This is a genomic window from Arcticibacterium sp. SM2516 (assembly GCF_057914865.1).
In genome coordinates, this window is the sequence record NZ_CP195290.1 from 4,208,385 (window position 1) to 4,229,294 (window position 20,910).

A 20,910-nucleotide genomic window follows, 5' to 3' on the forward strand; every position below is an offset into this window, starting at 1 on the left:
TGATGTTAAAACGAATTGATGCCATAAAAATGGTAGCATCAATCAGTCCAGTTTAAAATTATAAATATCACTGTCAAAGGCATTATAATCTTCATACTTCAATACCTCGTACAGCCTTTTCCTCGTTTGCATTTTATCTAAAATCGGTTCTTGAGTGCCCTGCTCTTTTATGATATCTAAACCATCTTCCACAGCCTTCATAGCAAGTCTTTGCATGGTAACAGGGTAAATGACTACATTGACGCCCAAATTGCTAAGTTGTGTCGCATTCAGAAGTTTTGACTTACCAAATTCCGTCATATTGGCCAATATAGGTACTGAAACGGCTTTTCTGACTGCTTCAAAATCTGCCTCAGAATACATCGCTTCAGGAAAAATCATATCTGCACCAGCATCTACGTAGGCTTTAATTCTCTCTATTGTTTTTTCCAAACCTTCCGAAGCTCTGGCGTCTGTCCTTGCCATAACCATAAAATTAGGGTCTGACTTGGCTCTAACTGCCGTTTGAATCTTCTGCACCATTTCATTGACAGGAACTATAATCTTATTATCTAAATGACCACACCTTTTAGGGTTCACCTGATCTTCCATATGGCAGGCACTCAGTCCGGCATGTTCAATTTCATGAATACAGCGTGCCACGTTCATGCTCTCACCAAATCCCGTGTCAATGTCCATCAAGGTTGGCAAAGCCGTAATTCTGGCAATTTGCGAAGCAAAAAGACACACTTCTGTCATTGTAGTAAAGCCAATATCTGGCAAACCCATGGAATTTGCCATGACCGCACCGGAAACATAAACCCCTTCAAAACCCTTTTGCTCAATCAGCATGCCCACCATGGGATTATAAGCCCCCGGGAAACGTAATAATTTGCCCGATTTAAGAGCGGCAACAAAATTCTCTCTTTTGGTATAAGGACTTAATTGATTCGTTATCATCCGAAAATTCCTTTAATTTTTGATTCAACTACATAGCCTTCAGGAGCTAGGACATTCAATTGCATAACCTCTTCTGAAGTCAGTTTGGACAGCTCTTCGGCTAAACCAATAAACCTATCACGCTCTTCTTTGGTAATGATGTTTTCCGTTAGCATATCAAATTTCTTGATATAATTTTCTCTCACAAAAGGAATGGCACCTGCAGGGTGAGCATTCGCTCTTTCCAGCTCATCCGAAATGACTTCGCCATTATTCATCGTGATAATTACACTACCGCCAAAAGCCTTTTTGTCTGGGTCTTTATGGTGGTAAAGTTTTGTCCATCTTTCCTTTTCAAAGGTTTCTACCTTATGCCAAAGTTTAACCGTTTCTGGCTTGTTAGCTCTTTCTTTGTTATATGATTTTTCATGATGCCAAAAACCATCTTCTAGAGCTACCGTAAAAATGTACATAATACTGTGGTCTAATGTCTCTCTAGAACTATTAGGATCCATTTTCTGAGGGTCGTTTGCCCCTGTTCCTATCACATAATGTGTATGATGCGATGTTTCTATCAAGATACTCTTTATTTCAGAGAAGTCTTTGATGCTTTTTCGCATCTTAAAAGCCAAATCTATCAAAGCCTGCGATTGATACTCGGCAGAATGCTCTTTGGTATATGTTTCTAATATTGCCCTTTTCTCTTCCCCTTTTTCAGGCAAGGGAACGGTATAATTAGCGTCTGGACCATCTAAAATCCAAGCGATAACAGAATCTTCTCCCTCATAAATCGGCGAAGGGCTTCCTTCCCCTCTCATGGCTCTATCCACCGCTTCTATCGCCAGTTTTGCTCCATGGGCAGGTACATAGGCTTTCCAACTAGAGATTTCTCCTTTACGAGACTGACGCGTGCTAATACTCACATGTAATGCTTGCTGAATAGCCTGATAAGTGGTTTCGGTATCTAAACCTAGAAGGGCACAAACACCTGCTGCCTGAGCAGGACAAAGATGAGCTACGTGGTCAATTTTATGCTCATGCAAACAGATTCCCTTTACAAGGTTTACGTGAACTTCATAAGACGCCACTATCCCCCTCAATAAAGCTTCCCCGCCTAATCCAAGCTGCTGTGCTACCGCCAAAACTGCCGGAATACTATCACCAGGGTGCGAATAATCTGCGGCAAGAAAAGTATCATGATAATCTAGCTCTCTTACCGCCACGCAGTTTGCCCATGCAGCCCACTCGGCATGTACTTTAATATTGTTAGGCAAACCAAATACGGAAGCACCGTTTTCTAATCTAACATGAGCTAATGCCTGAGCTCTGGCATTTATAATGGGTTCTCTGTTTAATGAGGCTACCGCCACCGAGGCGTTATCAATAATTCTATTGATTACCATGTCTTCTACCTCTTTAGAGATAGTTACATTATCTGTCACCATGGCCGCTAGCTTCCAAGCTAACTGGTCTTCTTTTCTAAGGTTATATTTTGAGGGGTATACTTTTACCTCGTGATTTTTCATAGGACTAGATTTAGTTTGTTCTTTGAAGTTTAGCAATTTAAGACGGAATCATCCTATTTTCTAAAATTAGTATGGCAAATCAACCGCACTTAAGAAATAATTCATTAATACAAAACATGAAATATTAATATTCAGACTACATTTGCAAAGGTTATATGCCATATTAAACATGGTTAAATGCTCTTTTTAGAAAGTTACAAAAGCAAATTATTCCTCAACCTTTTACTGGTATACATTATCTGGGGAAGCACTTACTTGGGTGTCAAAATTGGGATAAGAGATTTACCTCCTTTATTACTAACGGGAATCAGGTTTACCCTTGGCGGATTTTTACTTTTTATATTTTCAGTAATAAGGCACGGACTTCCAAAATCCAAAAAAGAAGTGAAGGGAAGTGCTACTATTGGTATTCTTTTGACTGGAATAGGCACCAGTTCCGTTTCCTTTGGCATCCTGCATATACCTTCTGGTTTGGTAGCACTTTTGGTAGCCTTACTACCCATTTGGGTTTTCGCCATAGATTATTTCTTCATTAGTAAAACCAGTCCTTCTAAGATTTCGGGCATTGGAATGATTCTCGGCGTTATTGGGGTACTTTTCATCTTTAACCCCTTTAGCCTAAAAGGAGAAATAGGCATTGCTCAGATATTTCCCATTTCAATAGTTTTTCTTGGTTCAATAGCTTGGGCATATGGTTCTTTAATAAGCTTGAAAACCAAGCAATCAAAGGGTTCACAAGGTGTGAGTATCCAAATGCTCTCTGGGGGTCTAATCGCTTTATTGGCCTCATTTATTCTGGAAAAAAATCAAGTAAGCTCTATTGCAAACATATCGCTCGAAAGCTTTAGTGCTTTAGCATACCTAATATTTATTGGTTCTTATATTGGCTATACCGCTTATGTTTGGCTCATTAATAATGCCCCGCCTATTTTAACATCATCCTACGCGTTTGTTAACCCTGTAGTAGCTATGATTCTTGGATATTATATAGCCAATGAAACCCTGAGCAATAATTCTATTATCGCCAGTTTGATTATTCTGGTGGGCATTGTATTTATGACCGTTGGGAGAAAGAAAAAGGGAAGTTTTTAATTATACCACTCTCTGAGCCTTACGTCAATATTTGGGTTTGTCTTATTCACGATATCCCTAAATTTCTCGATATCAGAAAACTCACCGTCACCACCGCGATAGTGAAATGGGTAAACATGCTTAGGTCTAAAATCAAGAACTGCTGAAGCCGCAGCCTCAACCGTCATGGTATAGGGTAAGTTCATGCAAACAAATGCATAGTCAATGTTTTGAAGGTTTCTCATCTCTGCAATGTCCTCGGTATCTCCAGAAAAATAGAATCGCTGACCGCCAAGCGTTATGATATAGCCATTCCCCCATCCTTTTTTATGTCTGGAAGATTCATCATCCGGTAAATTGTACATTGGGACAGCCTCAACCCCTATTCCATTTCTAGCATCTATTTGGCCATTTTTAATGGAAATTATTTCTTTAAAAGGTAATCCCCCAAGTTTAGACGCGACAGATTCAGGAGCCAAAACGATTGTATTCGCCAGATTAAAACCACCGAGCGTTTCCAAACTCATATGATCTCCATGAGCATGTGTAATAACAATAACATCAGCATTTGCAAAACCCTTAAACCCTTCCGCTCCATTATAAGGGTCAACATATATAGTCTTACCATTCCATTCCAAAACCACAGAAGCATGGAAAATTGGTGTCATTTTTACATCTGACACTTCAGCTGGTAAAACATCTGTCTGAGCCCAGCTTCCAAGAGAAGCGGCAAAAAAACAAAACGCGAAAACAATCCTTTTCATATTCATATTAGCTAAGATACCAAAGAAGCTCTTGCCTCTTTATCTGGATTATTTTTCATTTCTGGAATATCCTTTAAAATCATTGTTTCACCGTTTTTTAATGAATACTTCGGCCAAATCGGCAACCTAGAACCATTAGGATTTCCGGTTCTAATAAAATACAATAAGGCATCCGACATTTTCTCGGCCAATTCTCGAGGCCTCGATCCTCCGCCGGTATGGGTATACATCAAATCCGTATTAAAAAACCAAAAGCATATATCTAAACAATGAAATGCTCTTAACCTCCCGTCAAAGTGGGGCGGCTCCCATCCAAACCATGCTAAGTAAACAGGTGCTGTTTGATTTAATTTTGTATTCGCCGTTTTAATAACGTCTTGTCGTGAACTTACTATTAAAGCGTAAATCTCAATAGGACTTGCCTCTGGAAAATTGCTTCTGAAAGATTGCATCACCTTAACGGCATTATCTCCAAAACTCTCTTTCATTTCAGCTATAACATCATTAAAGCCAATTCTTTCTAAACTTGGATTACTTTTACTAGGCGACCACTCATGAAACGTAGTACATAACATCATAGGTATATCCGAAGAAAGGCCTTCAGGGTCAGAGAAAAAATCCCCTATTGGAATGTCAATAGCGTTCTCTACTGGCACAAAACCAATTCTTCTACCATCACTTTCTAGTCTCGTCTCTTTAAATTTAGCTTCTACCGAATTGGCAATATCAATGAACTCTTGCCAAGGCAACGCTTGAAGTTCTTTTATGCTTAATCCAGACGCATTCAATACGTTGGAGCCTAATTTTTCAGAATCCGCCTTTTCTTGGGCATTTATCCTTGAACCACTTAATGGAATGGCTTTATGAAAAAGACCTTTAGCAGAAGGCATCGCCATTAAGGTACAAACCTTAGCACCACCACCAGACTGTCCCATAATAGTGACATTATCCGGATCTCCACCAAAGTTTTCAATGTTGTTTTTCACCCATTTCAATGCCAAAACAATATCCAACATCCCCACATTTCCAGAGGATTCAAAATCCTTTCCTCCTACCGCAGCCAAGTTTGTAAAACCTAAAGCTCCTAGCCTGTGATTTAGCGAACAAAATACAATATCTCCTTTCCGGCTAATATTCTCTCCATTATAACCGTCTTGCTCAATGCCGTTTCCATTTTTAAAACCACCGCCATGAAGCCAAACAATAACAGGTCTTTTCACCTTATCATTTATGGCAGAAGTCCAAATATTAAGTTTTAAGCAATCTTCACTAACATCATCATAATTCCAATGATCCACAAAGGTGGAACCTGGGTTACTATATCTACCTGCCATTTGTTGTGGAGCTGAGTTTCCCCACCACCATACCGGTTTTATATCAGTCCATTTTTCTGGAGGTTTAGGAGGCATAAAGCGATTTGCTCCAGAAGTGTCTGCCCCATAAGGTATTCCTAAAAAAGTGTTTATTCCTCTTAATTTAAAACCCTGAACATCACCATATTCGGTATTTACAATAGCAATACCATCCCCTATTTTCAAAATGGGTTCTTCACTGGTGGCAGCCTCACATGCCGCGTTGTGCTTATTATTATCACAAGATGCCAACGAAAAGCTAGAAACCGCAACTCCCAACCCTGCTGCTCCACCGGCCGCCTGTTTAAAAAATATACGTCTGTTAGATTTCATTATATATTGTAAAGTGAACGAAATCTACAAAAACCTAATAAATCCATACCCCTACACCGTTGAATTTTGCCTAAAATTAAGACCAAACGTGTAAGTGGAGAGACATTTATTAATGGTAGTCGATGAGAAAAGAAATTAAATTGACCAAACATCAAGATTATAGTAAGTATTTTGAACAACTCAGAATTATCCTAAATATCCCTCCAAAGCTACTAAAAACCTATCTAATTCACTTTTCTTTACATTTAGACTAGGTAGTAACCTAAGTATATTTGCTCCCGAAGCTCCTACAAATATCTTGTCTTCAAAAATCAGCTTTTCTCTTATCGACTTTATTGGACCATCTAGTTCTATACCTATCATCAGCCCCTTTCCTCTTACTTCTTTTATTTTACCACTTTCTACCAAGGGTTTCAGTGCATTTACCACGTATTCTCCAAGCTCCTGTGCTTTTGAAATCAAATTCTCGGACTTTAATACATCCAATACCGCAATAGCCGCAGCACATGCCAAATGGTTTCCACCAAATGTCGTTCCTAGCATTCCAAATTTAGCTTCAAATTTTGGCGAAATTAGAATTCCCCCTACCGGAAAGCCATTACCCATTCCTTTAGCCATAGAAATAATGTCTGGCTTAATATCTGTATCTTGAAAACTAAAAAAATGACCTGACCTACCATAACCACATTGGACACTGTCATGAATATAAATAGCTCCGGTTTTATCACAAGCCTCCCTAATCGCTTTTTGAAACTCTGCTGTGGCAACATTAACGCCTCCTACACCTTGAATTCCCTCCATAATTACCGCACACGTTTCATTGTCAACTGCAGCTCTAACGGCTTCCGCATCATTGAAAGGTAAAATAACCACATGCTCTGCAAAATTTATGGCCGCTTGAATGCCAGGATTATCTGTAACGGCTACCGCTGCCGACGTTCTCCCATGAAAACCTTTAGAAAAGGCGATAATCTTTTTTCTGCCGTTATGAAAAGAAGCCAATTTTAAAGCATTCTCGTTGGCCTCTGCACCTGAATTTGCTAAAAACAAACTATAATCCGTTAACCCAGACAGCTCACCAAGTTTGCTTGCCAGCTCGTCTTGAAGAGGCATTTTTACGGAATTAGAGTAAAACCCCAATCTAGCTACCTGATCTTGAATTGACTTTACATAATGTGGATGCGAATGCCCAATAGAAATAACCGCATGACCTCCATATAGATCCAAATACTCTATTCCCTTATCATCCCAAAGCTTAGACCCTTCTGCTTTTACAGGAGTTATGTCATATACTGGGTATACATTAAATGTATTCATTGTTAAATTCTTACTTATAAGTGATTTTCTTACTCTTTATCTAAAAACCTGATGGCTTCAGGTTTAAACCTGTTGTCTCCTCTAAACCAAAAGTGATGTTCATGTTTTGAACAGCCTGACCAGAAGCTCCTTTAACAAGATTGTCGATAATACTTGTTATCAGCAGTTTGGAACCGTGCTTTTGCAACTGTAAAACGCACTTATTGGTATTGACTACCATTTTAAGATCAATAGTACCTTCTGATATATGCACAAATGGAGCGTCCTTATAAAATCCCTTGTAAAGACTAACCGCCTCTTCTAAGGAGCCATCAAATGTGGTATAAACATTAGCCATTATTCCTCTAGTAAAATTTCCTCGATACGGAATAAAGCTTATTTCAGATTCAAAATCGTTTTGAAGCGACTTCAAACTCTGGGTTATTTCCTGCAAATGCTGATGTGTAAAAGCTTTGTAAACCGAAATGTTACTATCTCTCCAGCTAAAATGACCTGTAGCACTTGGAGATTGACCAGCACCTGTAGAACCCGTCACCGCACTCACATGAACCTCATCTTTCAACAAGCCTTCTTTTGCCAAAGGCAATATGGCCAACTGAATAGAAGTAGCAAAACAGCCTGGATTGGCAATCTTATGACTTGCTTCTATTTTCTCTTTCTGTAACTCAGGAAGTCCGTAAGTAAAGCCATTACTTTCATCACGAAAGTCCGTACTCAAGTCTATTATTCTTACATCAATGGGCACATCATTCGCCTCTAAGAATTTTGCAGACTGGCCATGACCAGAACATAAGAAAATCACATCTACATTTTCAAAATTCTTCTCGTTAGAGAAGCGTAAATCTGTTTCTCCAAAAAGATCTTTATGCGTTTCTGAAACCAACTTACCAGATTGGCTTTCGGAATTACTAAAAACGATTTTTACGTTTGGGTGGTTTAGAAGGATTCTTAAAAGTTCTCCTCCAGTATAACCTGCCCCACCAATGATACCTACTTTGATGGCTTGCATTAGAATAATTTAAGTTCAAAAAAAATGAAAATTGCCGTATCCTTTAAATTAGACACGGTATGTACGTCGTATAAAAACGTAATTTGTAGCTGATGCGATATGTAATTGACTTTTAGCTGTCATTATGATCCAAAATTCCATAAAGCAGTCAAGATTCACAAGAATTTTGTTCAATTTGTTAATAAAGGGCTAATTTTACATCAATCAAAACTTCAATATGTTACTAGCTGAAATCATCTGGGATATCAACCCAACTATTGTTAAAATCGGAGAATTTGAGCTTCGATGGTACGGTCTTATGTTTGCCGGAGGCTTCCTTTTAGGTTATCAGGTTATTACCAAAATTTTCAAAGAAGAAGGTAAGCCAGAAAAAGATTTGGACGCCCTTTTACTCACCATGATTTTGGCTACCGTTCTGGGTGCCAGAATAGGTCATTATGTATTCTATGAATGGCAACATTTTGGTGAAAATCCCATCAAGTTCATGAAAGATATGCTTATCCCACCATACGCCGGTCTTGCTAGCCATGGTGCGGGCTTTGGAATTGTTCTCGCCTTATGGCTTTATTCCAGAAAAAGAGCTGACCAATCTTTTCTTTGGATTGTAGATAGAGTGGCGGTTACCGTAGCACTCGTTGGATTTTTCATACGATTTGGAAACCTAATGAATTCTGAAATAGTAGGTAAACCAACAGATGTACCTTGGGCTTTTAACTTTTTAAGAAACTTTGAGTTTGCTCAGGTACCTAGACATCCGTCTCAATTATATGAAGCAATATCTTGTCTAATATTATTTGTGATTATGTACAGCCTTTGGAATAAGTACAAAGCCGATTTGCCAGATGGCCTACTTTCAGGGATTTTCTTCGTTTGGATTTTTGTACTACGATTCTTCTACGAATATCTTAAGGAAAACCAAGAAGCTTTTGAAGAAGGCATGTCCTTAAACATGGGTCAAATACTCAGTATTCCAATGGTACTATTTGGAATATTTCTACTCTATACGGCAAATCAAAACGCCAAAAAGAAGTTGAGCAACATTTCTTATACGTAACTCATAAAACTAAAATAGGTCTATCTCCCGAAAGGAAATAGACCTATTTTTTTTGTTCAATACAGTAAAACGAATTACTTTTCGGTAAAGCCAATTTTACCAGATAGTGAAGCTCCATAAGGAACGTCTGAGGTATCAATACCCATCACTTTACAAGCTTCTGCAGCCACACGAATAGAATTATTCGTACTTCTTTCGTCTGGATAAATATGGGTCATATTGGCCACATATAATCCTTCAATATCCGTTTTACAAGAAGGTACTTTGTCTGAAAAGTTTAAGTCGCAAACGGTAGCTGCTGTATTCGTTTTGAAAACAAAAACATTTTTAATCCAATCTTCTGAAAACTCAGGGTTAATTTTCTTCAATGGTGGTATCATCACTTTCTTAATCTCCTCTTCGTTCATACTTGCTAGGTCTTCGCTCATCGCAAAGTATCTAGATAAATAAACTATATGCGAGCCATTATATTCTTCTTTTGGAATCATGTTAGTGTGCTCTATAATTCCACCAAAAGGGAAACCATCATCGGCTACATTCATCCAGTAAATATTACTTAAAGATTTTTTAAGCTCTAAAATGGTGCAAACTGCCCCAAAATACTCAATATTCTTACCTCCAAAATCTACAGGCAACCCTTTTACTTTATCAAAGAAAATGGATGGAATGGTCACCAAGTATTTACCATCATTAATTTCTAGCGATTTGGTTTTAATACCTTTGATCCGATTATGCTCTACCACAATCTCTTGAACTGGTTCATTCGTAATAATTTCTACGCCCAACTTTTCCAATTCGGCCTTCATGGTATCTAAAAGCGTTTTCCAGCTTCCTTTAATGTAAGCCAGTCGCTCGTCTCCACCTTTTCTAGAATTAAGTCTTTGAGCCAGTCTGCCAATCATCCATGTAAGCGGCACTTTGTCTGCATATGGACCAAACTTAATGTCCAGCATCGGTTTCCATAGAGCATTGGTCATACCTTTGCCCGCCCACTTATAAAACCACTCTAATGTTGATACATTTTCGCTTTTAGTAGGGTTTGCTACCTTTCCTAAGTAAAGCGTGGTTAAACCCCATCTAAACTTATCAAAAAGATTGGCTGGTTTAAACTTTAGCAAATCAAGAATACCATTAAAACCATAGAGTTTCCCATTTCTAAAAACCCCCATAGAGGTATTATAGTAACCGGTTTGGTCAGAGATATTAAGTTCCTTCAATAACCAATGAAGCTCAGCATCTTGGGTAAAGAAATGGTGGTAATAGTGTTCTAATTGGTTTCCTCCTATTTCAAAAGTATTTAGCAAACCACCTATTTTATCGCTTCCTTCTAGTATCTGAACCTTCTGACCCTTTTTTGCCGCCAAATAAGCTGCCGTAAGGCCAGTCATTCCTCCACCTATAATCGTTAGTTTGTCTGCCACTTTTAGTTATTAATTAGATTCATATATGATTTTTGAAACTCCCAAATTCTGATTTCTGAAGAATTAAGAACTCCCTTAACCGAATTAGACTGCTCCATCCCCTTCTGTACATTTTCACAAATTTCTTTATCCTCTTCCAGCGTGGTTCTAGTAAACTCTATAGAAGAAAATTTGACCACTTCAGATATCGCGTCCGACAACAACTCTCCTTCTCCCAAGTTTGTTTCATAAAGCTCATAAGCAAAAACAGACTCATCTGGCGAAACAGATTGTATACTTCCTATATATACCGTGATGCCAAATAAAGAGCCTATGGAAAGGTTTGGAAAAATCAATTGATGAAAAAAGCCCTCTGGTTGAAAAGGTCTATTGCCTAATAGTTTGTGAAATTTAGCTCTCCTTTTATCGTCCTTATGGCTATCTGCTAAGTGTAGCATCATATTGGTGTGATATCCTTGAACCTCAAACTCAACCTCTGATTTTAGATTAAAACCTTGCTTAAAAAACGTAGTAGGATGAACGTTACTGATATGGTAACCTTCTAAGGTATTTTCTACTACTATCTTCCAATTGGCCTTGTTTGGTATTTCATGGTATTCCACCTTCCTGCCTATCATTTTGCTAATTTCCTTAAGCTTTTCAGCACTTTCGCCGAGAAATTCTTCCAGTGAAATACCTGAATTAGAAACATTAACAAATACAAATTTGCCACAAACATCAACATTGAATTCTGGTAAACAGAGGGTTTGTAAAGACGCTTTGTCAAGTCCCTGAAACTCCTTTTTCAATGGAATACCGAAAGGAATGCCATCTTGATTATAAGACCAACCATGATAAGGGCAGGTCAAAGACCCATTACCCGCTCTTTCTGCTTTAAGCTTATTAAACCTATGTGTACAAACATTATGAAAAGCCTTAATTACTCCTTTAATGTTTTGAATCACTACAGATTTACCCCCAATATCAGTTGTTAAAAAATCATTGTGTGCATTTAAACTTGAACTTAAGCCTATGTAATACCAACAATTTTGAAATACCTTAATATTCTCCTCCTTAAAAGCATCTTTATCGAAATACTTTTGATTCGGAATTACAGCTGAAAGAAATTGAGACATCAAGAATTATTCTTTTGTGACTAAATAAAAAATTATTGAGGCGGTATAAGCCCTAACGCCCTCTTTACTTTCCTTATAATATCCATTACGAATGGCGGCATTAAATGATCCCTTAAAATCAATTTCAAATTTGGAATCCTTGGAAAGGTAAGCTGAATGTATTTAAAAACTATTCCAAAATTTTTGACATACCTGTCTTTATACTGCTTAGAATTTAAAAGCATGAAGTAATATCTAGCAATATTCCTTTTAAAACGATCATTATATTTAAACGCAGTTTCTTCGTTCAGCTTATTATACATGAATATTCGATTCCAAAGGAAGTATTTATCCTCATGGCTGTCGGTATGACTATAACTGGCTAAGTTCTTTCTATAAACCGCCATCACGTCAGGCAAATATCTCATCTTACCAAATCTAGCTGTAAGGATAATAATAGGTATATCCCCACTTTTAGACTTCAGGAACCAATCGGGTGTTTTGCCGTAGGCCGAAGTTCTAATAAACAAACTGGCTGTTGCCATAAACCAAATTTCATCTTCCCCTATCATATCATCTAGGGTAAAAATATTCTTTTGAATACCGTCATTGAGAAGATAAGACTCTCCTTGATTGTCAAAGTAATCTATCCTGGTGTTATGAAAACAAAGAACGTAGTCTTCATTACGTTCTAAAAAATCAGCCTGTTTTTGAAGTTTCTTGTTATCAATCCAGAAATCATCGCCTTCACAAAGGGCCATATATTTACCCCTTACCATATCCAAAGCCTTCTTGGAGTTGGTGGTAACACCCAAGTTCGGATTATTATTATAGTATCTAATCCTATAACCTTTAGGATGCGTCTCAATAATATTTCTTATTATCTCGTCTGTCCTATCCGTAGAATGGTCGTTTCCGACAATGACCTCGTATTCAAAACTGGTTTCTTGATTTAAAATAGAAAAGAGAGATTCTTCAATGAATAACTCATGATTGTAAGTAATCATCACGACACTTACCAAAGGATTCACAACCATATTTTCTTACATTTTTCTGGCAGGGCTACCAAAAACGGAATCTCCGGGTTTAACATTTTTAACAACCAAAGAGTTGGCACCTACCATGGCCCCCTTACCAACCGTTTTCTTCGGAACCACCTTTGCTGCAGTTTGAAGCATTACTTCATCTTCTAAAATAGTATAACCCGTAATGGTGCTATAAGAGCTCATATGTGACCACGCTCCCACTTTGGCATCATGACCTAAGCATGAAAAATGCTGAAGAGATACAAAGTCAGACAGTGTAACATCTACCGAAACAAAGACAAAAGAGAAAATAAGAACACCTTTTAAATGACTGATATCGGATCTAACATTGGCTTGTAAATCCACCAAATTTATAAACGAGCCTCCTTTACTTAAAATAAGCTCTGCATAATGTTTCTTAGGTTGTACGGTGCCTAAAGCACAAACAAACACATCATTTGATTGAATTTCGTAACTCTCCACGCCTCCTAAAATAGGCGGATAATTTTTATAGCCATCTAACGCGTCGGCTTTATCATCCAAAAAACCCTTTATTTCATACTCTGAATCTTTAAAAGCCTGTGTATTCTTGGCCAAATCATAGACTTCTCGCCCAAAACCCCTAGCCCCAATAATAATTAGATTCTTCATATCAAATAACTTTTATACTGCAGTAAGCATGGTTCCACCCCAAGAGTAACCTACGCCAAAGCCCGCTAAAATAATTTTATGACCACTTTTAAAACGATCTAAATGCTCTTTTAATACAATTGGCAAGGTAGAAGAAACTGTGTTTCCACAATCCTCCATGTGCATTAAAAATTGTTCATTTTCAATGTTAACCTTCTTTCTTAAATGGTTTAACATAAATGAATTTGCTTGATGAAACACATACCAGTTGGCCTCTGAAACTTCTTCTAAACCGTTCTTTTTAAGTGTTTCTTTAATTAAGCCTGGAACTGCAGCAATGGTAAAGTTAAAAACGCCAGAACCGTTCATATAGAGATAGTCTTCTGCGTTTCCATCCCCTTGCTTCGGAGATTTCATTCCACCGTTTTTCACGATTAAATCGTCAAAACCGCTTCCGTCTGTACCCACCACAAATTCCCCAATTTCTGCAAAACCTTCCGTACTAATAACACTGGCCGAAGCTGCGTCACCAAAAATGGTCCTATTTCCTTTATCAGAATTTTGAATATGCTTGGAATAAACCTCTGAAGTTATCAATAAAACATTCTTAGCAATATTGGCACTTATTAAGCCCTTTGCTAGAGCCAAACCATAAACATAACCAGAACACCCTTGATTAAAGTCTAAAGCTCCAGCATGCTGAGGTATCCCTAATCTGTCCTGAACGATACATGCCGTTGCTGGCAAAAAATAATCTGGACTCTGGGTGCACAGAAGTATAAAATCTATTTCTGAAGGGTCAATTTTATATTCCTTAAATAGTTTTTCAGAAGCCTTTATTGCCATATCAGACACAAACTCATCTTCTGCTGCTATGTGCCTATTGTTAATACCAACCTTCTTAGCTACCTTCTCTACAGTCCATTCTGGGAACTCCGCTACCAACTCATCGTTGGTCAAAATTCTTTCTGGTAAATAATAAGAAATGGCCTTTAAAAATGCTGACATAATATATCAATTCAAGTATCCAATCTCAGGAACTACAATGTTCTCGGTTTCAAAATATACTGAACCCCAAGATAAACCTACACCAAAACCACAAGCAATGTGCTTTTGTAAAGAGTTCTCTAAAACCTCCTTCCTTTCACTAACGAGCGTTAAAGGAATGGTGGCAGAACTGGTATTACCAAATTTCCCCAAGGAATAAGGTACCTTAGATTCTTCAATTTTTAGTTTTTTCCTAATCTTTTCGTTCATAAAAAGATTAGCCTGATGAAAAACGAAGTTATCTACCCCATCAAAATCAAGATCGAAAAAATCAACTAAATCTCTTACACTGCTAGGGCCTTTGCTAATTCCAAAAGAGAAAACATCCATCCCCTCTAGTTCTAGATCCGAATCAGATCTAAATATACCTTCTCCTTTTTCCTTTTGAACTAAAGATTCCTCAGAAAAAGGATGCCTAAAGCCGCCGTCTCTGATTATTATAGCATCTTTTCCCGAACCATCGGTGCCAAAAGAAAACTTCATTTCAGCGGCATCCTTATCAAATTCTAAAGCCGTAGCTGTACCCGCATCTCCAAATAATGGATAAGTGCTTCTATCGTTTACTGAACACGTTCTTGAAATGGTATCTCCCACTAAAAGCAAACCTTTTTTGAAAAGGCCTCCTTGCATTAAGGCCGCTATATTACTTAAGCCAAAAACAAAACCACTACATCCCATCGCAATATCTAAGGCATAGCACCCTTCTGATAAACCAAGTTTTTCTTGTAGTAATGTAGCCGAAGCTGGTAGAATATAGTCGGGCGTTTGTCTCACAAAGATAAGGCAGTCTATTTCCTCCGCATGCCAGCCCAATTCGCTTATTAACCTTTTAGCCGCATCTTCACACAAATCGGAAGCACATATATGACTAGGTGCAAGGTGCCTTATTTGAATACCCGTGTTTTTCAATACCTTCTCGGCATCATGAACCAAAGGATCCGTCAAATTATCCTTCATCATAGCCGGAACAGTGGCTGCCAAACCTCTTATGCTTACATTCGGAATATTTAAATGAGACATAACCGTTTATTTTTTTGATTCCACTACATCCATTAAATCTTGAATAGTTGTAGAGTTTCTGATGTCATCGCCGCTTACTTTAACATTAAATTCTTCATCAACCATGGCAATAACCATTAATGCCACCATTGAATCCCACTCGTCCAATTTTCGAAATTCTGTTTCTGGTGTAAATTCCCCCTCGTCAGTTTCGTCAAATTGCTCTGCAAAAAGTTGAATAAATTCTTCTATATCCATTTGAAATGTTCCTTAAAATCTAAATTAAATTAAGCATACAAATTTAATGAAAAACTGGGTAGTTCTTATACTAAATGAAAGAGCTTAAAGCTTTCTTAAGAAGAATTTACTATCGGGCACAGGAGAATCTTTAAGAATGTCTCCTTCATTAAGCTGTATATCCCCTTCTTGGTATTCTACCACACCTTCGGAATAAAACAGGTATTCGGCATCTTTAGGGATGGGTTTTAAAGCTGCCCTAAATGGGTGAATGGGTATCAATTTCCTTTCAAAATCCTTTCCCCAGAGTGGGTAAACATAATCTTCATGTTCTTGCTGGGCAGCTAAAGCTACTATTGCATCTTTAGGTACCAACTCATCAAATTTCTGATAAGCCTCCGTTCCTTCTGGCCTCGTAACATTAAGCTGAGCAATCCGGTCAAGTTCAAAAATATTATTTTCTCCCACTAATGGATATAAACCTCTATGCGTTAATGTTAAAATTCCAGTAATGACGATAACAATAGAACAAAAAGCTAAATACATTCTCCCTTTGGTCAAATGAAAAAACCAGGCTAAAAGTGGTAAAAACCACACACACATATTCATGAAATATCTAGCCTTAATAGGGTCATAGGGGGCAGAAAAACATAAACTTAAAAAATGTAACAGACCTGCGATTATAAAAATCAATGACATGTTAACTTCTTCGGAGTTGGTTTTTCTTTTCCTAAACAAGAATACAAAAAATATAGCAGGTAAAACCATCATAAAGCTAATAATGCCCCAATATGGTCTTTCCTTATAAAAATGCATTTGTTTATCTCCCATCATTTCAAAGGGATAAACCACCCAAAACAGGCCTCGCTCTAAACCAAATTTGTCAAAAACTTTATTAGGAATAAACCTAAAGGAATTATTAATTTCAGCACCCAAGTCTGTATTTCTAATGCCGTCCAACTGAAGAAAATCTGACGAATACCTTAAAACATTGAATTGAAAATTCTTTAGTTTTTCTCCAGTAGAATAACCTTCAATACCATGCCATTTCATGACCTCTGCTGGTGCAGAAAGAGCTCCTAAGCTAAACTTCCCTACCTCTTTAACATTTGCAATGTATCCATTAGGTATAACATAGATTGAGAAACCGACAAGCATTAAAAGAATGGTAGCAATACTCTTTTTCCTGATGGCTTCACTTTTCCAAAACATATATAGGACTAAAACGGCAACAGCAGGACCTATTAGTAAAAATGTCACTTTATGAGAAACCCAAACAGAAGTAGACAATACAAATAGTATTATATTTTGCCAAGAAGCATTTCTGTACACCTTTAAAAGAAAATAAACAACCAATCCCAAATAGGCTGATTGTACAATATCCGTTTCAGTAGTAACGGCCTGAATTAAGGCTGTAGGCAGCAAAGCGGCCATTAACCCTACAAAGACAGCACCTTTTTTAGAGGTAAAAATCTCTTTGGTTATTTCATAAGAAGTCAGAACGAAAGCCCAATAAGATAAGAAATGAATAAGCTTAAAGCCCTTTTCTCCAAAAATATGAAATCCTAATATTTGGAGTGTGGGAAGTGAATTAGGATAAAAATCAATGGACCATGTGGTTCCTCCCAACCTGTCCATATTTCCATTTTGAATATAATAGGCACATTTAACCAAATGTCCTGTCATGCTATCCCATTCATTGGGATAACTCATAAACAAAACAAGTAAATTAATACTGGTACAGATAACAAGACCTAAGCCCAAAATCCCAAAAGTAAGTTTTTCCCATTTGGAGCATCCAGCCCACATCGATTTACCATTCCTAATAGAAATAGCAATTAATTCTTCTAACCTTTTTGCCTTCGGGCTACCGAAAAGATAAACACCAAGAAAGAAAAGTCCTGCTAAAACAGAAGTAGTAATTGCCCACAAAAAAGGAGAGCCAATACCATCAAAAAACGACAATATATAACCCGCGGGTATGGTTCCTGCTACAAAACCCAAAAACAAAATAATAAGGTAAGAACCTAAACCCTGAGCTAAGGATATGCTGCTCTTATGCAACAAAAAAAAGAATAGTGCGAAAAGCACGAAACTCATTAAAACCATTTATTACAATTAAGAATCTACTCTTCGTCTAAGTTCTTCTAATATAATTTCCTTCATTAGAAGCTTTCTCTTTTGAGTTTTTAGGTTGTTAAACATCATACTATCCATGTCTCCACTGTCTCCCATACCCTGTTTTGTGGTTTGCTCTAACTCTTGCAAATCATGGCGAGCTCTTCTAACTATGCTCTCCATTTCACGATATTTCGTATGATTTTTTTGATCATCATCTAAAAAGTTAAACGTTGGATTCTTTCTTCCAACAACTTTCATAAGATAACTTAATTCAAAAATCTTATCACATGCAGCTCTAAATCTTTCAGCCACACCTCTATCGGCCACGTGAGAAGGAACCCTCACGTTTTTCCACTCATTAAGAAGAACTTTGGCCTTCACTGTTGAATCAAAAATAGCATCATTTTCAGCAGAAGCTAACCTTTCCGCCTCCTTCATCATTCTCATTTGAGCATCCACCCTAGGATCCACTCTTCTCTGAACCTGAATACCTTTAACCCTACAGTATTTTTCATAAAAGCCCGTATTGGACTTTTTGAAGTTCCTATAAAGAAACTTCATCATTTTTGCTGGCAGCTCACCTACATCTTTCCATTCCCGCTGCATTTTCTTCATGTCTTCAAACGCCTCTTCCCAGTCTTTTCTTCTGTGAAGATCATAAGAAGTCTCTATCAAAGCCTCATACTTGGCTTTACGCTCGTCTATAATCCTATTCTGCTCATCAAAGAAGATTTTCCTCCTTTGATAAAAGGAGTCTAAAAGTGTTTTAAACTCTTCCTCCTTTTCATCATTAAGCTTTTTCTCTACTGGTCCAGTTCTTATCCATCTCGTTCTAATATCTTGTAGCGTATCAGAAACTGGCCCCCAGTCTTCACTGTCTGCAATTGCTTTTGTTTCAGAAAGCAATTCTTCCTTTACCTTTAAATTATTCTTTTGATTAAGCTCAATGAGACCATTCAGATAGGCCTCTTTAAGATCTAACCTAGTAAGAAGTGGTGTAAAATTTCCAATTCCATCAAAGGTTTCTAATCTCTTTCTAAGCTGAAGCAGTTTAGTAAGATATGAGCCTTTATTAGCGGCTCCATCAATTTCTTTCTCAAGCTGTTCTACTTTTTTAACCGCAATATCATAGCGATTTATAAAGTATTGAAAAGCTTCTTCTTCTGTTCTTTTTACTTCTCCAATTTGTCTGTCGGGTAATTCTAAAAACCCTTTTAAAAATACCTTACTGTCTTTGATGTAAGCGTATTCATTTTCTAAAGTAGCACCTTTCATGTGTTTATTATTTATTTCAGGCTAAAGGTTGTAGACTTATCTAAAATGCAAAACTCGCAGTTTTAAGTTACAATCCAAAATAGCTGTGGTTAATTCGAAATAAAGGTCATCTAAACCAAGATATTTTATTTCATTTATTTAAAGAACTTTTTAACATTAATAGCATCCAAATATCTATTCAATTCTTGCTTCACCTTAGGAAACAAGAAGAAAAGACCTATCATATTTGGGAAAACCAGAGCTAGAATCATGGCATCTGAAAATCCCCAAACCGCCGACATATTTGCAGCAGCACCAATCACTATAAAAATAAGAAACATTACCTTATAAGATAAGTCTGCTAGCTTACTTTTTCCAAAAAGATACATCCAAGCTTGAAGTCCATAGTAAGACCAAGAGATCATCGTGGAAATAGCAAACAGAACAATAGCGATAGTAAGAATATACGGAAACCATGAGATTTCGGACTCAAATGCCATGGATGTTAAAACAGCACCCTCCACTTCTTGTCCATTAATTAAAACGGTTGCACCACCATACTCAAAAATACCTGTGCTGTTATATATAATAATTACTAAAGCGGTCATGGTACAAATAACAACCGTGTCTATAAACGGCTCTAATAAAGCCACCAAGCCTTCCGACGCGGGATAAATTGTTTTCACAGCCGAGTGAGCAATAGATGCCGAACCCGCTCCTGCTTCATTAGAAAAAGCAGCACGTTGAAAACCTACCATCATCACACCAAAAAATCCACCCCAACCTGCTTTCATTGTAAAAGCCTGAGAAAATATTTCACCAAAGGCATAACCAATTAAATCGTAATTAGATAAGATTATAAAAAGACAAGCTATTACATAAATGGCTGCCATAAAAGGAACAATTTTTTCAGTTACTGAAGCAATTCTTTTAATCCCTCCAATAATCACTATGCCCACTAGAACCGCAATAAAAAGACCAATTATGGTACCAGAGCTTCCTCCCGTCAATCCCATTAAAGAGGCCAATTGCGAAGCTGCTTGGTTAGACTGTGCTGCATTACCTCCACCGAAAGAAGCACCAACACATAATATGGCAAAAATAACAGCCAGAACTTTTCCGATTCCAGAAAGACCTATTTCAGCGAAACCTTTCTTCAAATAGTACATTGGTCCTCCGTATACTGTTCCATCTTTACCTATGTCTCTATACTTTACGCCTAAAGTACACTCTACAAACTTCGTTGACATACCAAGTACCCCACAAACAATCATCCAGAAAGTTGCTCCTGGACCTCCAAGACCTACAGCTAAAGCAACTCCAGCTATATTCCCTAATCCTACTGTACCTGACACCGCTGTGGCTAAGGCTTGAAAATGACTAACCTCTCCATCCTTTCCTTCTATCCTGATGGTATCTACTATATCACCGTCTACTACATTTAAATTTTGGGTCGTTACAGGATCTTCGCCTTGTTCTATATGATCATACTTCCCTCTTACTATATTGATAGCCAAAGGAAATCTTCTAATGTTTATTAAAGTAAAATAGATGGTAAACATCAAAGCCCCACCTACCAAAAGAACTAAAATGAATGGAACTCCAAAAACTTTAAAAAGAACAATATTACCCCAAGCGTCTGCAATAGGTGTAAACCATTCATTAATAATTTCGTCAATTCCTTTTTCTGGGTCTAGGAAAGCCAAGAGGTTCAAAAGCATCATTCTTTTATTTGGGT

At 37.5% G+C, this 20,910-nt stretch carries 18 protein-coding genes; 2 read left to right on the forward strand and 16 right to left on the reverse strand.

The window, feature by feature from the left end; translation table 11 throughout:
• Nucleotides 1-42 precede the first annotated feature (42 nt).
• Nucleotides 43-939 carry a methylisocitrate lyase gene (prpB, locus tag ACSBFT_RS17325; protein ID WP_489601711.1) on the reverse strand — a complete coding sequence of 299 codons (897 nt, stop codon included), beginning with the start codon at nt 937-939 and terminating at the stop codon, nt 43-45.
• Nucleotides 936-2,444: an MmgE/PrpD family protein gene (locus ACSBFT_RS17330; protein WP_489601712.1), complete on the reverse strand. Its 1,509-nt coding sequence runs from the start codon at nt 2,442-2,444 to the stop codon at nt 936-938. The genes prpB and ACSBFT_RS17330 overlap by 4 nt, the downstream gene beginning before the upstream one ends.
• A gap of 177 nt (nt 2,445-2,621) precedes the next feature.
• On the opposite strand from ACSBFT_RS17330, the gene ACSBFT_RS17335 reads away from it, so the two are divergent.
• Complete coding sequence (locus ACSBFT_RS17335; protein ID WP_489601714.1) at nt 2,622-3,536, forward strand: EamA family transporter; 915 nt, start codon at nt 2,622-2,624, stop codon at nt 3,534-3,536.
• Here ACSBFT_RS17335 and ACSBFT_RS17340 read toward each other — a convergent pair.
• The 4 genes from ACSBFT_RS17340 to argC form a co-directional block, all read right to left on the reverse strand.
• Nucleotides 3,533-4,279 (reverse strand): MBL fold metallo-hydrolase, encoded by a 747-nt coding sequence (locus tag ACSBFT_RS17340; RefSeq protein WP_489601715.1) that lies wholly within the window; start codon nt 4,277-4,279, stop codon nt 3,533-3,535. The genes ACSBFT_RS17335 and ACSBFT_RS17340 overlap by 4 nt on opposite strands.
• An 11-nt stretch (nt 4,280-4,290) precedes the next feature.
• On the reverse strand, nt 4,291-5,964 hold the full coding sequence (locus tag ACSBFT_RS17345; protein WP_463045293.1) for a carboxylesterase/lipase family protein: 1,674 nt from the start codon (nt 5,962-5,964) through the stop codon (nt 4,291-4,293).
• A gap of 186 nt (nt 5,965-6,150) precedes the next feature.
• A complete protein-coding gene (locus ACSBFT_RS17350) occupies nt 6,151-7,281 on the reverse strand; it encodes an aspartate aminotransferase family protein (RefSeq protein ID WP_463045292.1) in 1,131 nt (376 codons plus the stop codon).
• Nucleotides 7,282-7,321: 40 nt separating this feature from the next.
• Nucleotides 7,322-8,290, reverse strand: a complete 969-nt coding sequence (argC, locus tag ACSBFT_RS17355) for an N-acetyl-gamma-glutamyl-phosphate reductase (RefSeq protein WP_489601717.1) — start codon at nt 8,288-8,290, stop codon at nt 7,322-7,324.
• 217 nt (nt 8,291-8,507) lie between these two features.
• On the opposite strand from argC, the gene lgt reads away from it, so the two are divergent.
• Entirely contained in the window at nt 8,508-9,344 is an 837-nt protein-coding gene (gene lgt, locus ACSBFT_RS17360) for a prolipoprotein diacylglyceryl transferase (protein WP_463045290.1), read from the forward strand.
• 74 nt (nt 9,345-9,418) lie between these two features.
• Here lgt and ACSBFT_RS17365 read toward each other — a convergent pair whose 3' ends face one another.
• From ACSBFT_RS17365 to ACSBFT_RS17410, 10 genes are all read right to left on the reverse strand, one after another.
• Nucleotides 9,419-10,765 (reverse strand): NAD(P)/FAD-dependent oxidoreductase, encoded by a 1,347-nt coding sequence (locus ACSBFT_RS17365; RefSeq protein WP_489601719.1) that lies wholly within the window; start codon nt 10,763-10,765, stop codon nt 9,419-9,421.
• A gap of 2 nt (nt 10,766-10,767) precedes the next feature.
• Complete coding sequence (locus tag ACSBFT_RS17370) at nt 10,768-11,880, reverse strand: aromatic ring-hydroxylating oxygenase subunit alpha (protein WP_489601721.1); 1,113 nt, start codon at nt 11,878-11,880, stop codon at nt 10,768-10,770.
• Nucleotides 11,881-11,912: 32 nt separating this feature from the next.
• Nucleotides 11,913-12,896 (reverse strand): glycosyltransferase family 2 protein, encoded by a 984-nt coding sequence (locus ACSBFT_RS17375; protein WP_489601722.1) that lies wholly within the window; start codon nt 12,894-12,896, stop codon nt 11,913-11,915.
• A gap of 6 nt (nt 12,897-12,902) precedes the next feature.
• Nucleotides 12,903-13,535, reverse strand: a complete 633-nt coding sequence (locus ACSBFT_RS17380) for a PglD-related sugar-binding protein (protein WP_489601724.1) — start codon at nt 13,533-13,535, stop codon at nt 12,903-12,905.
• Between the two features lie 12 nt (nt 13,536-13,547).
• Entirely contained in the window at nt 13,548-14,522 is a 975-nt protein-coding gene (locus tag ACSBFT_RS17385; RefSeq protein ID WP_489601726.1) for a ketoacyl-ACP synthase III, read from the reverse strand.
• A 6-nt stretch (nt 14,523-14,528) separates the two neighbouring features.
• The gene (locus ACSBFT_RS17390; RefSeq protein ID WP_489601728.1) at nt 14,529-15,581 is read right to left on the reverse strand and encodes a 3-oxoacyl-ACP synthase III family protein; all 1,053 of its coding nucleotides are present in this window, start codon (nt 15,579-15,581) and stop codon (nt 14,529-14,531) included.
• Between the two features lie 6 nt (nt 15,582-15,587).
• Nucleotides 15,588-15,818 (reverse strand): acyl carrier protein, encoded by a 231-nt coding sequence (locus ACSBFT_RS17395; protein ID WP_463045283.1) that lies wholly within the window; start codon nt 15,816-15,818, stop codon nt 15,588-15,590.
• A gap of 84 nt (nt 15,819-15,902) precedes the next feature.
• Nucleotides 15,903-17,864, reverse strand: a complete 1,962-nt coding sequence (locus ACSBFT_RS17400) for an ArnT family glycosyltransferase (RefSeq protein ID WP_489601729.1) — start codon at nt 17,862-17,864, stop codon at nt 15,903-15,905.
• A gap of 51 nt (nt 17,865-17,915) precedes the next feature.
• Nucleotides 17,916-19,193 carry a DUF349 domain-containing protein gene (locus ACSBFT_RS17405; RefSeq protein WP_463045281.1) on the reverse strand — a complete coding sequence of 426 codons (1,278 nt, stop codon included), beginning with the start codon at nt 19,191-19,193 and terminating at the stop codon, nt 17,916-17,918.
• Between the two features lie 134 nt (nt 19,194-19,327).
• Nucleotides 19,328-20,896, reverse strand: coding sequence for an alanine/glycine:cation symporter family protein (locus ACSBFT_RS17410; RefSeq protein ID WP_463045280.1), 1,569 nt, complete (start codon nt 20,894-20,896; stop codon nt 19,328-19,330).
• Nucleotides 20,897-20,910: the final 14 nt, after the last annotated feature.